Consider the following 14791-nt stretch of genomic DNA (forward strand, 5'->3'; position numbering starts at 1 on the left):
TTGTTGACAATATGATGCTAAATTTACGCAAATAAAAACGGATTCAGACGGCCTATAGGCCGTCTGAATCCGTCAAACTCAATCATCCAATTCTTCTACTTCAGCCGCTTTACCAGAAAGATGGGGCATTGCGGTACCTTTTCTAGGCAGATAAGGCATCGCAGCATCAGCAAGTGATTCAAAATACGGAATCGTATGGGAACTTTGCCACTCTTCCGTCTTCGGCAAATCGGTATGCGAAAAAACCATCACAGCCAGTGTTACCAAAATCACACCTTTCACTGCACCGAATACGCCGCCAAGCAAACGGTTGATGCTTCCCAAACCAACGGCAGACATCAAACTGCTCAACAGCGATCGTGCCAGTTTCTGCAACAGCCATGCCAGAAAAAACACAGCGGCAAAACCCATGGCAACCCCCAAAGAATGCGGCTCAACCGATTTAAAGACCACATCGGCAAACGGAACGGCAAGCGTTCTGGCTGCAATAAACGATACCACCCACGCCACCATCGCCCCTGCTTCAGCAATAATACCCCGTGTCAACGAGATAATGATGCAGATGACGATGACAGCGGCAGCCAACAAATCGGCAACAGGCAAATTACTCACTGGTCACCTGACCGGCAATGCCATGTACACGCAATTTGTTCAAATCGCGCTCTGCATCGCGTGCATTTTTATAACTGGCTGATTTCACGCGATACACCTTACCTTTATCGGTCATCACTTCAGTAATGGTCGAATCGATACCTGCGGCTTTCATTTTACGTTGCAGGCTTTGTGCGCGTTCTTTTTCAGCATAACCAGCCTGAATAGCGGCCTTTTTAGCAGGTTTAGCTTCTGCTTTTTCTTTTTCAGCTTTAGGTTTGGCTTTTTCAGACGGCTTCTCGGCAGTTTTTACCTTATCGGCTTTTTCTGCTTTGGCCGTTTCTGGTTTAGCTTTTTCATTTTTTGGTTTTTCAACTTTGGCTTCTGCTTTCTTAGTAGGTTCGGCCTTGTCTTTTACGCTGTCTTTGCTGTTTTTGGCAGATTTACGCTCGGCAATGGCTTTCTCTGCTTTTTCCAATTGTGCTAATTTATTGCGTTCAGCAGCAGCTTCACGCTCTGCTTTTTCAGCACGCGCTTGAAGTGCACGTTTTTTAGCAGCCAATGCGTTTTCTTTTTCATCCGCTTCCTGTTGGGCTTGTGCCTTGCGTGCCGCAGCACGTTGTTCTGCCTGGCGTTGGCGGCGTTCTTCGGCTCGGCGCTCCGCAGCTTCGCGTTTGGCGGCCTCAGCTCGTTGAATACGCTCAGACTCTTCCAAACCTTTAATATTGCCGTCATCCAAAGTATCATTAATCAAAACCAACGGCTCGCCGACATCTTCGGGAGCAGACTCACGGTTTGGCTTCAATACTTCAACCGGCGCATTGTCTTCTTCGTCGCCGGCATTTTGAGGTTTGCTTTGCGCTTCGGCATCCGCATGGCGGGCTGCTTCTTCAGCCATCGCAACATCCTCTTTATTCGGCTCTAAAACAACGGCCTTGCTCGGCTCATCAGCCGTTTTGACTTGGCTCTGACCGACAGGTGCTTCTTTAAACGGTGAATTTTTATCGTCGCCGGAAGTCAGTGCCAGACCGAACAGCATACCCGATGCCACCACCAAGCCGGAGGCTAAGACCAAGCGACGGCGGTTGCGACGTTTGAGTTGTTCGTAACCGTCTAAATCGTATCCGTTTGGAGTTTCTTTTTGTTTATTGTCGGACATGATAATTTCCTCGTTAGTGTTCTTTCAAAACAGCCATTACATCGGCAACAGTATGGAATGAGCCGAAAACAACGATTCTATCATTTTCGGTTGCTTTAGCCAAAGCAGCGCGGTAGGCAGCAGCGACAGTTTCAAAAACATTTACATTGTCGATGCCGTGTTCAGCCAGTTTGGCCTGCAAAGCCTCTATCGTCATGCCGCGCGGTACATCTAAAGGCGCGATGTTCCACTCGTCAAACTGATCTTTAACGATTTCCAGCACGCCATCAATATCTTTGTCGGACAACATACTGAATACAGCAGTACGTTTTTGGGCAAAGGCAAGGTTAATCAGACTGCGGCGCAAAGCACGGGCTGCGTGCGGATTGTGGCCGACATCCAAAACCACCAGCGGACGGCCGGGCAAAACTTGGAAACGTCCAGGATTCTCAACCAACAGCAAACCGCGTTTAATCGCGCCGATATCAACCGGCAATTGTTCGTTCAAACACTCCAACACCGTCAATGCACACGCGGCATTGGACAACTGATAGGCACCGCGCAAAGCAGGAAACGGCAAGGAATTGCGGTTACGGCTTTGGCCGTCTGAAGATTGCGGATGGAAGCGGTAGTTCCACTGTACGCTTTCCATTGATGCAAAATCAAAATCTCGCTGAACCATCAACAGTTTTGCGCCAATTTCTTCTGCGTGTTTGACCAATGATTCAGGCGCAGGATTCTGACCGCACACAGCTGGTTTGCCACCACGGAACACTCCGGCTTTTTCAAAACCGACCTGCTCAACGGTATCGCCCAAAAATGCCTGATGGTCCAAATCCACGCTGGTAACGACCGAGCAGTCGCCGTCAAATACATTCACAGCATCCAATCGTCCGCCCAAACCGACTTCCAAAATCATTACGTCCACATTTTCACGCATGAAAATATCGACGGCAGCCAAAGCATTAAACTCAAAATACGTCAGCGAAATTTCGCCGCGTGCCGCTTCGATACGCTCAAATGAGGAAATAATCAATTCATCTGAAACCGGCTGAGTATTGATGGCGATTCGTTCGTTGTAACGCAGAAGGTGCGGACTGGTCAGCGTACCGACTTTAAAACCGGCTTCTTTATAAATATGCGACAAATAGGCGCATACAGAGCCTTTGCCATTTGTACCCGCCACCACGACGACAGGACATTGCGGCACCAAATTCATGCGTTTTTTCACTTCTCCCACGCGTTCCAAACCCATATCGATAAGGCCGGAACTATGGGCAGTCTCCAAATGAGAAAGCCAGTCTTGTAATGTTTCCATTGTATTTATCGCTTCAAAAGGCCGTCTGAAACGGCCGTTTAATCTATATCTGCCGCAAGTTCTGCTTTGTCTTCTTTTTCACGGCACCAGCGCGCCCACACTTTCAGACGGCGGTAGGCATCGCGGTCGGCCATATCGGGCAAGATGCAGTGTTTGACTATTTTCCCGTCAACATTCCATTGCAAAAACAAAGCATAAACCGTCAACATACTGCTGTCTTGCAAAACCGCACTTCTTCCCTCTGCCTCGTTATTCAAATAAACCGTCGCACGGTATTGGCGGTCGATGATGATTTTTCTGACCGCATTTTGAGTCTGAAAATTAACGCTGCGCCAAGCATAGGCAAAACTGCCGGCCAATGCCGCCAAACCCAGCCACATCATCCAGCCGTAAAACTCGACAAGGCATAAGGCCAACGCCGAAAGGTGTAAGGAAACAATCAGAATTTTCAAAGAACGCGAGGGCTTTAAGGCCGTCTGAAAACTTCTCACGGCTTTACATCATATTGTCGAAAACAGGCGTAATGTTCAATTCCGCCTCTTCCATATCCAAAACCATATCGTGGATTTCGGTATCGAAAAATTCCCAAAAAGCCTTCAAGCTCATGTCTTGCGGCCATTTGCTTTTATCAATGTCCCAGCCTGCCAATTCGGCTTCAAAAATCTGCTGGTAGCGTTCGTCAAAATAGGAAATGACGGATTCGGGTTCGTCAAATTGCGGCACAAGGAATACTGAGCAGTTGGTGCGCAGTTGCTCGACGGTCAGGTCGGGCATATTTTCATCGGCGGATTTCAGCCATTCCAAAAAACGGGCGGTCGGCTTCAGCACAACAGCAGTACGGTCAACAAAATACATTATTTTCAACTTTCAAAATCATTCAAACCGATCATGCCGTCTGAAATTTCAGACGGCCCGAGTTTAATGTGTCATCACCTGTTGCAGGAATTGTTTGGCACGCTCGTGTTTCGGATTGGTAAAAAATTCTTCCGGCGTTTCATCTTCCAGAATCTGGCCTTTATCGACAAAAATCACACGGTCGGCGACTTCGCGCGCAAAACCCATCTCATGGGTCACACACATCATGGTCATGCCGCTTTCCGCCAAGTCTTTCATCACTTTCAATACTTCGCCGACCATTTCAGGATCAAGTGCGGAAGTCGGCTCGTCAAACAACATCACGCGCGGCTCCATCGCCAAACCGCGTGCAATCGCCACACGCTGTTGCTGACCGCCGGAAAGCTGGCCGGGCAGCGCGTCTTTTTTATGCGCCAAGCCGACACGTTCCAAAAGCTCCATCGCTTTCTTTTCCGCCTCTTCACGGCTTTGGTTTTTCACTTTCATCGGAGAAAGAATAATATTTTCCAAGACAGTCAAATGCGGATACAGATTGAACCCTTGGAACACAAAGCCCACTTCTTCGCGCACTTTGTTCAAATCGGTTTTCGGATCGGCAACATTGATGCCGTCCACCCAAATCTCGCCGCTTTCAATGCGCTCGAGTTGGTTTACCGTACGAATCAGCGTCGATTTGCCACTGCCCGAAGGACCGCATACAACGACCACTTCGCCTTGTTTGACTTCCAGATTCACGCCGTTGATAACGTGCAAATCTTTAAAATGTTTGTGTACATTTTTGAATTTAATCATTATTTCTTTCCAAACTGCCAAAATTTTCGGGGCTTAAGTTTCGCTTGCCGCTGCCAAAGCAAAGGAATGGCCGTTTCAAGCCAAAAACGGCAGCTGACTATGCCGTCGGAGGTTCCACCTTGATTGTACCGATTGACTTTAAATTGCTCTTCCCTATCGAGACGATGCCCGGTCAATACCCAAACTGCGCCGATAATTGCCGCTTCAAAACGGTGCCGCTCAGGCGGCATATCCTTACCGGAAAAATACTGCGCCAACTTGCGCCACAAATATGAATTACCTAGAAACCCCCATTGAATAGGAGGTTGCTTAAAAATTGCCATCACTGTTTCAGACGGCCTTTTGAACCAGATAATTGCTCAATGCCACATATTTTTCAGCGGCAATGTGTTCTGCCCTGTCCTGCGGATTGATGCCGACTGCCTGCAAATCATCATCGCCGGCAAGTTCCTTCAAATTATTGCGTATGGTTTTGCGGCGTTGATGGAAAGCCAGTTTCACCAGTTTGGCAAAATGTTCAAAATCTTCCGCTTTACCAATGCGGTGTTTCACCGGAATCATGCGCACGACGGCCGAATCTACTTTCGGCGCAGGATCAAAGGATTCAGGCGGTACTTCAATCAACATTTCCATATCGAAGAAATATTGCAGCATTACGCCCAGACGGCCATAGTCGTTGGTTTTCGGCTGCGCCACCATGCGTTCGACCACTTCTTTTTGCAGCATAAAGTGCATATCGATCACATCGTCTGCCACTTCGCTCAATCGGAACAAAAGCGGCGTGGAAATATTGTACGGCAGGTTGCCGACAATTTTTTTCTTGCCTTCAATGCTGTTAAAATCAAACTGTAATACATCGCCTTCGTGTATCACCAATTTGTCTGCAAACGGCAAGGTTTTCAGACGGCGTACGATGTCGCGGTCGATTTCGCAAACATGCAGGCGGTTGAGTTTTTTCGCCAAAGGCTCGGTAATGGCTGCCAAGCCCGGGCCGATTTCAATCACGATATCATCGGGCTGCGGTCTGACCGCATTGACAATATCGCTAATAATCCGCGTATCCTGCAAAAAATTCTGCCCGAAGCGTTTCCGGGCCTTATGTTCTTTCATATCTTTCTTCAAGCAAGCTGTTTAAGGCAGTATTGTAACTGAAACAGGCGTTTTTGTCGGCACGCTTTCAGACGGCATTTGCCTAATTTTAAGCAAACGGCGGCGCTTCCAAACCCAAAGATTTCAGTAGTTGCGCGGTCTCATAAACCGGCAAACCCATCACGCCGGTAAAACTGCCCTGCAAATGCTCGACAAATACGCCGCCCAAGCCCTGAATCCCATACGCACCGGCTTTGTCCATCGGCTCGCCGCTGGCAACATAGGCTGCAATCTCCTCAGCCGTCAACGTTTTAAAGCGCACTTCGCTCGTCTGCACCACATCATGGCGCACGCCTCGCCAGTAAACGCATACAGCCGTCAGCACTTGATGCGTCCGTCCGGACAAGCGTTCCAGCATATCGACCGCATCCGCCTCGGATTCCGGTTTACCCAAAATAGCCGCACCATCCGCCACCGTCGTATCCGCCGTTAATACAGCAAACTCAGGCTCTTGATCATGAGCAGTAAACCATTGCGCTACCGCTACCTGATTTTTCTCGCAGGCCATACGGCGCACATACTCTACTGCGGCTTCGCCTTCTTTGGGGGTTTCATCAATATCCGCAGGAAGGCGGCGTACCGTGAAACCTAAATTCTCCAAAATCTCACGACGGCGCGGACTGCCCGAGGCCAGATAAATTGCGTTCATTGTATTGAACTTCCTTATTTTGAAATTTTATGCTGTCCGGACAGGCGGACATAATGCGCGGACGAATACGTCAAAAATTCCTTTTCCTCATCAGTTAGCGGACGCACTTGTTTCACAGGCGAGCCGACGTATAAAAAACCGCTTTCCAAACGCTTGCGCGGCGGCACCAAACTGCCCGCGCCTATCATCACATCATCTTCGACAACCGTATCATCCAAAATAATCGAGCCCATACCTACCAACACACGATTCCCAATTCGGCAGCCATGCAGCATGACCTTATGCCCAATCGTCACATCATCGCCGATAATCAGAGGCGAACCGTCAGGCTTCGTCGCATTCTTATGCGACACATGCAAAACACTGCCGTCCTGCACATTGCTGCGTTTGCCGATAGAAATGCTGTTCACATCGCCACGCAATACGGCATAAGGCCAAATCGATACATCTTCCGCCAGCGACACTTCGCCAATCACTACCGAAGTCTCATCTACAAAACAAGACTCATCAACCGACGGCACATAATCCAAAAACGCACGAATAGGGTTTGCCATTTCCAATATCCTTTTCTCAAAACCAAAACTGATCAGGCCGTCTGAAAACACGGCGTAAAACGATTTTATACTACAACAATACGAAATCAAGCCAGAAAATCATCAAAAGGCCGTCTGAAACAGTTTTCAGACGGCCTTACATCATAAACCCTTTATCTTGGCTTACCACTATTTATCATTAACACCCCAACTATATTTTATGGAATAATCGTCTTCATTTGATTCTTGGAGAAGACGATGGATACACGTTCGGGAAATTATGCAGCGCCCCTACTGGTCGTCGGCTGCGTCGTCTTCGGCTTAGGCAGTTTGATCGTCAAATTTGTCGATGTCGGCCCTTACGCCATCGCATTCTGGCGCTTGCTGATCGCCGCCCCTATATTCTTTCTGCTCGGGCGTTTTTTCAGACAAAAAATGCCCACAAAAAGAAAAACAGTTGGCTACGCAATCTTATCCGGCGTTTTCCTCGCATTCGACCTCGCCCTTTGGCACGAAAGCATTCACGCCGTAGGCCCCGGCATTTCCACCTTGCTCAACAGCCTGCAGATTTTCTTTTTAGCCGCCATCGGCTTCTTCTTTTATTCGGAACGCCTAAGTACCTTACAAATTTTAAGTTTGATATTGGCCACCATAGGCGTCGCCTTAATCGGCAGCCCAGAGTTCAGTCATAACGACAATGCCGCATGGGGATTTGTCAGCGGCGTAGTGTCCGGTGCCATGCTGGCCCTGTCTATGGTTTTCGTACGCAAAACCCATGAGCAGGAAAAAGTCGGTTTGTTTCCGCTGATGATGATTTTAAGCTTCGGCGGCGCAATGGCGCTGATCATCCCATCGTTGCTATTCGATGCCGCCCATCTTTACCCCAAAACTTTAAACGATGTGATTCTAGTCTCCATCTACGGCATCGTCATGCAATGTTTTGCTTGGGCATTGATTGCTTACGCCATCCCGCTTTTATCCCTATCGCTGACCGGCCTACTACTGCTCTCCGAACCAGTTGCTGCCATGTTGATCGATTATTTCTGGCTGGATAAACCGATTAATATCGTCCAATGGAGTGGCGCCACTTTAACTTTATTGGCAATTTATTTAGGTTCGTTAAAAGACAAAAAATAGATACAAAAAAGGCTGTCTGAAAAATTTCAGACGGCCTTTTAATCTGTTTATTGCTTATTGGATACTGGTACCGATACGGCTGAGTTCGCCAAAGTTCATCCAAACAAAGAAGGCTTTACCGACAATCAGTTTGTCATCGACAAATCCCCAGTAACGGGAATCGGCGCTGTTGTCACGGTTATCGCCCATCGCGAAATAACGGCCTTCGGGAACTTTACAGATAAAGCCATTGCCGTCTTCTGCGTATTCGCAATTTTCCAAACCGCTTGTTTCAAACGAGTAATTGCTTTCAGGCATTACTTCTGAAGTGTATTTGTTCAATACAGCAATAGATACGGAAGGCTGACCGGCCTCCTTGACTACGTCAAAATTTTTGCCGTTCAAGGCCGTCTGAAAACGCTCAAGCGTATGAATCATAGACGGATCGGTATCATCTGCGTATTGATAATTACCATTTGGTTTTTCGGAAATAATTTCACCGTTAACAGTCAAAACCTTATCACGGTATTCCACAACGTCGCCCGGAATACCGACGATACGTTTGATGTAATTCATCTCAGGCTGAAGTGGGTAATTGAACACCACGACATCGCCTCGGGCAATGTTGCCGACAGGGATAATGACCTTATTCAAAATCGGCAGGCGGATACCGTAAGAAAATTTGTTCACCAAGATAAAATCGCCTTTGACCAAGCCCGGACGCATGGAACTGGACGGAATTTGGAACGGCTCGGCAATAAAGCTGCGCAACACAAAGATAACCAAGATGATGGGGAAAAAGCCGCCCATGTAGTCGGTAAAATGTGCATTGTCTTCGCCGGTATCGCTTTTTTTCAGACGGACTTTATGGATTGCCCAAACAATACCGGTGAACACGACAAACACCAGCAATACGGCGGTAAAGCTCATAAATTCGGACAAAATGCCGAATACGCCGACCATGCACAAGAGATAACTCCATTGCAGGCCGGAGCTCCATTCGCCGTTTTCCTGACGCTCTTTGCTGCTTTTGAAATTGAGGACCAAGCCGGCCAGCAGTACAACGATTGCGCCTAAAGTCAGATTTATACTCATTATTTATCACTCACTTGCAGAATCGCCAAGAATGCGCTTTGCGGGATTTCCACATTGCCTACTTGTTTCATGCGGCGCTTACCTGCTTTTTGTTTTTCGAGAAGTTTTTTCTTACGCGTAATATCGCCGCCGTAACATTTCGCCAAAACGTTTTTACGCAGGGCTTTGACGTTTTCACGGGCGATAATCTGGCTGCCGATGGCGGCCTGTACGGCAATATCAAACATCTGGCGCGGAATCAGTTCGCGCATTTTTGATGCCAGCTCGCGACCGCGGTGAACGGCGCTTTGACGGTGGACAATCAGGCTCAAGGCATCGACTTTTTCGCCGTTGACCATAATATCGAGCTTAATCAAATCAGACGGCTGGAACTCTTTGAAATGGTAGTCCAGCGAGGCATAGCCGCGCGAAGTCGATTTAAGCTTATCAAAGAAATCCATTACGACTTCGTTCATCGGCAAATCATAAGTCAGCATGACTTGGCGGCCCATGTATTGCATATTGACCTGAACGCCGCGCTTTTGGTTACACAAAGTCATAACGTTACCGACATATTCCTGCGGCACAAGAATGGTCGCAGTGATAATCGGCTCAAGAATGGTTTCGATGGTGCTGATTTCAGGCAGTTTGGACGGATTTTCAACTTCGATTTTCTCGCCGTTTTTCAACACGACTTCATAAACCACCGTTGGCGCAGTGGTAATCAAGTCCATGTCGAACTCGCGCTCCAAGCGTTCCTGCACGATTTCTAAGTGCAACAGGCCCAAGAAGCCGCAACGGAAGCCGAAGCCCAACGCTTGGGAAACCTCAGGCTCAAATTTCAACGAAGCATCGTTAAGCTGCAATTTTTCCAAAGCATCGCGCAAGGCTTCGTAGTCATGGCTTTCCACGGGATAAAGGCCCGCAAATACTTGGCTTTGTACTTCTTGGAAGCCGGGCAGCGGCTCAGAAGCGGGGTTGGCAACCAAAGTAACCGTATCGCCGACTTTCGCCTGTCCCAATTCTTTCACGCCGGTAATCAAAAAGCCTACTTCGCCGGCTTTGAGTTCTTGTTTTTGAACTGATTTTGGTGTGAATACGCCCAGCTGCTCAACCTGAGTTTCCGCCTTGGTGCTCATAAAGCGCACTTTGTCTTTCAGCTTGATGGTACCGTTTTTCACACGAATCAACATAACTACGCCGACGTAGTTGTCAAACCACGAATCGACAATAACCGCTTGCAACGGCGCATTTTCATCGCCGGTCGGCGCAGGGATTTTGGCAACGATTTCTTCCAAAACATCTTCCACACCAATGCCGCTTTTGGCAGAACACTGTACCGCACCAACGGCATCGATGCCGATGATGTCTTCAATTTCCTGCTCCACGCGATCGGGTTCTGCGGCAGGCAAGTCGATTTTATTCAAAACAGGCACGACTTCCACGCCCAAATCAATCGCGGTATAGCAGTTCGCCACGGTTTGCGCTTCCACGCCTTGCGATGCGTCAACGACCAAAAGCGCGCCTTCGCAGGCAGACAGCGAACGGGAGACTTCGTAAGAAAAGTCGACGTGTCCCGGAGTATCAATCAGGTTGAGCTGATACACTTGCCCGTCGCGTGCTTTATAGTTGAGCGCGGCGGTTTGCGCTTTAATGGTAATGCCGCGCTCTTTTTCGATGTCCATGGAATCGAGCACCTGCGTACTCATTTCGCGCAAATCCAAACCGCCGCAGTATTGGATAAAACGGTCGGCAAGCGTCGATTTGCCGTGGTCGATGTGGGCAATAATGGAGAAATTCCGTATGTTTTTCATATTGTTATTAAGATAAATGCAATTAAAGGCTGAAAGGCCGTCTGAAAAAACAGGGATTCGGTTTTCAGACGGCCTTAGAATAAGGTTGAATCGTTCCGTATTCTAACGGAAATTCAACGCTTTTGCATGATTTTATAGCGATTTGACAATCTCGGTAACCATCTTCGCCGAGCTGACGGCCGCCGTTTTCAAAAACTCTTCAAAGCTGATGTCCGCTTTCTCATCTGCCGAATCGGATACGGCACGAATAATCACAAACGGCACTTCCAACTGGTGACAGGTCTGCGCAATCGCCGCAGCTTCCATTTCAACTGCTTTTACGTCAGGGAAATGGCTGCGGATTTCTGCGACACCTTCGCTGCTGTGTACAAAACGGTCACCACTGACAATCAGGCCTTGCGTTACGGCTGCACCTTCAAACACTTGCGCTGCCTTTTCTGCTTGACGAATCAAGTTTGAATCCGATACAAACACAGCAGGAAGTTGCGGTACTTGTCCCCAAACATAACCAAAAGCCGTTACGTCAACATCATGATGCGCCACAGTTTCGCCGATAACCACATCGCCAACCTTCAGACCTTTACCCAAACCGCCTGCACTGCCGGTATTGATGACGCAATCCGGTGCAAACTGATGAATGACCCAAGAAGTAGAAACCGCTGCATTGACCTTACCGATACCACTCAAAACCAATACCATGCGTTTTCCAGTCAATTCGCCTTCATATGCCGAGAATTTACCGAAGGACACATGCTTGACATTGGCCATACTTTCACGCAAAAGCTCGATTTCCTGTTCCATTGCGCCGACCACGGCAATTGTTTGTACTGACATCTCGTTACCTTTCCATTCACTAATCGAGCAACATTATAACAGCAGAATTTAAAATCACAGGGATACTGAAAAATCTGCTATATTCCCAACACGACACTCAATTTAAAACAGATTGCCGCTCTAGCGGGCAAAACAGCAAATAATGATTGCTTCTGTTATAATTATTCTCAATAAAATAACTCTATTTTAAATATCTAAATTCTTATGTTTGACGAAAATACTCCGGGCGCAAAAGAAGAATTGTTCGCTTGGCTACGCCATATGAACAAATACAAAGGCTCCGACCTTTTCATTACCACCAATTTCCCGCCTGCCATGAAAGTGGATGGCAAAATCACACGACTGAGCGATGAGCCGCTGAGTGCTGAAAAATGTATGGAAATCGCTTTTTCGATTATGTCTTCCAAACAAATCGAAGAATTTTCTTCCACCAACGAATGCAACTTCGCCATCAGCCTGCCCGATACCAGCCGCTTCCGTGTCAATGCAATGGTTCAACGCGGCGCAACTGCATTAGTGTTCCGCTCCATTACCAGCAATATCCCTAAATTTGAAACGCTCAATCTGCCACCGATTCTGAAAGACATCGCCCTCAGAAAACGCGGTTTGGTTATTTTTGTCGGCGGTACAGGTTCGGGCAAGTCCACTTCCCTCGCCTCCCTTATCGACTATCGAAACGAAAACAGCTTCGACCACATTATTACCATCGAAGACCCGATTGAGTTTATCCACCAACACAAAAACTGCATCATCACCCAACGTGAAATCGGTGTAGATACAGAAAATTGGCCGATTGCATTGAAAAATACCCTGCGCCAAGCGCCGGATGTTATCCTGATTGGTGAAATCCGAGACCGCGAGACCATGGACTACGCCATTTCCTTCGCGGAAACCGGCCATTTGTGTATGGCGACACTGCACGCCAACAGTACCAACCAAGCGCTGGACCGCATCATCAACTTCTTCCCCGAAGAGCGCCGTAACCAGTTGCTAACCGATTTATCGCTCAACCTGCAAGCCTTTATTTCGCAACGCCTGATTCCCCGTGAAGGCGGACGGGGACGCGTAGCGGCTGTCGAGGTTTTGCTCAATTCGCCCATTATTGCCGACTTGATTCGAAAAGGCGAAGTCCACAACATCAAAGAAATGATGAAAAAATCAACTGGCATGGGCATGATTACTTTTGACCAAGCCTTATATGATTTGTATGAAAACGGCGATATCAGCTATCAAGACGCCATTAAAAATGCCGACTCCGCCCACGATTTGCGCCTAGACATTCAATTACGAAGCCGTCGTGCGCAAAATGCCGGTCCAGATTTAGAATTGATTTAAAAGTAAAAGCTTCAAAGCATAGAAAAGGCCGTCTGAAACCTTACTATGAGTTTCAGACGGCCTTTATTCCATCAAATAATCAAGCCTGTTTCAATTTTGCATCGGCATCACGCAATGCAGTGCGCAAACCTTCCTCGATAACCGGATGGTAGAACGGCATATCCAGCATTTGCGGAATCGTCATCTTCATTTGATGCGCCCAAGCCATCAAGTGTGCCAAATGTTCGGCAGCAGGGCCGACAACTTCCGCACCAATGAAACGGCCGGTTGCTTTCTCAGCATACAAACGCATATGGCCTTTGTTTACCAACATAACGCGGCTTCGGCCTTGGTTTCGGAAGGAAACTTCGCCGATGACAAACTCGTCAGGTTGATATTTCGCTGCAACTTGCGCGTATTTCAAACCGATAGTGGCAATTTGCGGACTGGTAAATACCACGCCGATTACGCTACGGCGCAAACCGCCCTCAATATTCGGGAAAATAGCGGCATTATGACCGGCAATTTTGCCTTGGTCGGCAGCTTCGTGCAGCAGAGGCAGTTGGTTGGACGCATCGCCTGCGATAAAGATATGAGGAATGCTGGTTTGCATGGTCAGCGGATCAGCAACGGGCACGCCGCGCGTGTCTTTTTCGATATTGATATTTTCCAAACCGATATTATCCACGTTCGGACGACGGCCGGCGGCAGCCAAAGCATATTCGGCATGGAACACGCCTTTTTCGCCATCTTGTTCCCAATGAACTTCAACATTGCCTTCTGCGTCCAATTTGACTTCGGTTTTGGCATCCAAATGCAAAGTCAACTCTTCACCAAAAACAGTTTTGGCTTCTTCAGCGACAACAGGGTCGGAAATACCGCCAATAGCACCTGCCACGCCAAAAATTTCAACTTTTACGCCCAAACGGTGCAAAGCCTGACCCAACTCTAAGCCGATTACGCCGGGGCCGAATACGGCCACACTCTTAGGCAGGGTATCCCAAGAGAAAACATCATCGTTCACAATCAAGCGATCGCCCAAAACTTCCCATTGCGGGAAAATCACAGGGCGTGAGCCGGTGGCAATCACAAAACTTTTTGCAGTGATTTGCGTATGGTCATCGATTTGGACGGTGTGTTCATCAACAAATTTTGCCGTACCCATAATACGCTTGTCGGCAGGCCACTCTTCTACATCGCTGACTACAAAACCGACAAAACGGTCGCGTTCGGACTTCACGCGGTGCATGACTTCTTCGCCGTTTACCGTTACGCTGTCTTTATCCAAATGCACGCCAAACGGATCGGTATGCAAAGCATGATGGCGCGCTTCTGCTGCGGCAATCAAGAGTTTAGAAGGCATACAGCCCACGCGCGCGCAGGTCGTGCCGAACACATTATTTTCAATCAGGTAAACATTGTCTGTATGAAGTCGGGCATTGCGAAATGCGCCCATACCGGCTGTACCGCCACCCAGTACTACCACATCTGCTTGAATCTTTTTCATATTTTATCCTTACTGTCTATATCCAAACCGATATTGCCATCAGGTTATCCGTTTTCAGACGGCCTAAACTTCACAAACTATCAAAATTTAAAAATCAATAGCCAATA

16 protein-coding genes are annotated in these 14791 nt (G+C 48.0%); 2 read left to right on the forward strand and 14 right to left on the reverse strand.

The window, feature by feature from the left end:
* Positions 1-78: 78 nt before the first annotated feature.
* The 10 genes from ACTHSA_RS04705 to ACTHSA_RS04750 form a co-directional block, all read right to left on the reverse strand.
* Positions 79-612 carry a CvpA family protein gene (locus ACTHSA_RS04705; RefSeq protein ID WP_004520152.1) on the reverse strand — a complete coding sequence of 178 codons (534 nt, stop codon included), beginning with the start codon at positions 610-612 and terminating at the stop codon, positions 79-81.
* Positions 605-1750, reverse strand: coding sequence for a cell division protein FtsN (gene ftsN, locus ACTHSA_RS04710; RefSeq protein ID WP_049336513.1), 1146 nt, complete (start codon positions 1748-1750; stop codon positions 605-607). The genes ACTHSA_RS04705 and ftsN overlap by 8 nt, the downstream gene beginning before the upstream one ends.
* A gap of 13 nt (positions 1751-1763) precedes the next feature.
* Positions 1764-3047 (reverse strand): bifunctional tetrahydrofolate synthase/dihydrofolate synthase, encoded by a 1284-nt coding sequence (gene folC, locus ACTHSA_RS04715; protein ID WP_440378819.1) that lies wholly within the window; start codon positions 3045-3047, stop codon positions 1764-1766.
* A gap of 38 nt (positions 3048-3085) precedes the next feature.
* Positions 3086-3538, reverse strand: a complete 453-nt coding sequence (locus ACTHSA_RS04720) for a protein YgfX (protein ID WP_039862251.1) — start codon at positions 3536-3538, stop codon at positions 3086-3088.
* Between the two features lie 4 nt (positions 3539-3542).
* Positions 3543-3902: a hypothetical protein gene (locus tag ACTHSA_RS04725; RefSeq protein WP_003747228.1), complete on the reverse strand. Its 360-nt coding sequence runs from the start codon at positions 3900-3902 to the stop codon at positions 3543-3545.
* A 63-nt stretch (positions 3903-3965) separates the two neighbouring features.
* Positions 3966-4694, reverse strand: coding sequence for an amino acid ABC transporter ATP-binding protein (locus ACTHSA_RS04730; RefSeq protein ID WP_003747231.1), 729 nt, complete (start codon positions 4692-4694; stop codon positions 3966-3968).
* Entirely contained in the window at positions 4694-5017 is a 324-nt protein-coding gene (locus ACTHSA_RS04735; RefSeq protein ID WP_004520147.1) for a hypothetical protein, read from the reverse strand. Before ACTHSA_RS04735 ends, ACTHSA_RS04730 begins: the two co-directional genes overlap by 1 nt.
* A 7-nt stretch (positions 5018-5024) precedes the next feature.
* Complete coding sequence (gene rsmA / locus ACTHSA_RS04740) at positions 5025-5804, reverse strand: 16S rRNA (adenine(1518)-N(6)/adenine(1519)-N(6))-dimethyltransferase RsmA (RefSeq protein ID WP_004520146.1); 780 nt, start codon at positions 5802-5804, stop codon at positions 5025-5027.
* Positions 5805-5892: 88 nt separating this feature from the next.
* Positions 5893-6492, reverse strand: coding sequence for a Maf family protein (locus ACTHSA_RS04745; RefSeq protein ID WP_049336507.1), 600 nt, complete (start codon positions 6490-6492; stop codon positions 5893-5895).
* Between the two features lie 14 nt (positions 6493-6506).
* Positions 6507-7046 (reverse strand): gamma carbonic anhydrase family protein, encoded by a 540-nt coding sequence (locus ACTHSA_RS04750; protein ID WP_070588274.1) that lies wholly within the window; start codon positions 7044-7046, stop codon positions 6507-6509.
* A gap of 237 nt (positions 7047-7283) precedes the next feature.
* Here ACTHSA_RS04750 and ACTHSA_RS04755 point away from each other — a divergent pair, with 237 nt between their 5' ends.
* Positions 7284-8162: a DMT family transporter gene (locus ACTHSA_RS04755; protein ID WP_070588272.1), complete on the forward strand. Its 879-nt coding sequence runs from the start codon at positions 7284-7286 to the stop codon at positions 8160-8162.
* A 54-nt stretch (positions 8163-8216) separates the two neighbouring features.
* On the opposite strand, the gene lepB is transcribed toward ACTHSA_RS04755, so the two are convergent.
* The 3 genes from lepB to ACTHSA_RS04770 form a co-directional block, all read right to left on the reverse strand.
* A complete protein-coding gene (gene lepB / locus ACTHSA_RS04760) occupies positions 8217-9236 on the reverse strand; it encodes a signal peptidase I (RefSeq protein ID WP_070588271.1) in 1020 nt (339 codons plus the stop codon).
* A complete protein-coding gene (lepA, locus tag ACTHSA_RS04765) occupies positions 9236-11029 on the reverse strand; it encodes a translation elongation factor 4 (protein ID WP_049336500.1) in 1794 nt (597 codons plus the stop codon). Before lepA ends, lepB begins: the two co-directional genes overlap by 1 nt.
* 132 nt (positions 11030-11161) lie before the next feature.
* Positions 11162-11863 (reverse strand): 5'-methylthioadenosine/adenosylhomocysteine nucleosidase, encoded by a 702-nt coding sequence (locus ACTHSA_RS04770; protein WP_049336499.1) that lies wholly within the window; start codon positions 11861-11863, stop codon positions 11162-11164.
* Positions 11864-12067: 204 nt separating this feature from the next.
* Between ACTHSA_RS04770 and ACTHSA_RS04775 the strand changes: the two genes are divergently transcribed.
* A complete protein-coding gene (locus tag ACTHSA_RS04775) occupies positions 12068-13198 on the forward strand; it encodes a PilT/PilU family type 4a pilus ATPase (RefSeq protein ID WP_004520139.1) in 1131 nt (376 codons plus the stop codon).
* Between the two features lie 79 nt (positions 13199-13277).
* On the opposite strand, the gene ACTHSA_RS04780 is transcribed toward ACTHSA_RS04775, so the two are convergent.
* Positions 13278-14684 (reverse strand): dihydrolipoyl dehydrogenase, encoded by a 1407-nt coding sequence (locus tag ACTHSA_RS04780; RefSeq protein WP_004520137.1) that lies wholly within the window; start codon positions 14682-14684, stop codon positions 13278-13280.
* Positions 14685-14791: the final 107 nt, after the last annotated feature.

This window comes from Neisseria sp. P0008.S002, assembly GCF_051962805.1.
GTDB classification, from domain to species: domain Bacteria; phylum Pseudomonadota; class Gammaproteobacteria; order Burkholderiales; family Neisseriaceae; genus Neisseria; species Neisseria perflava.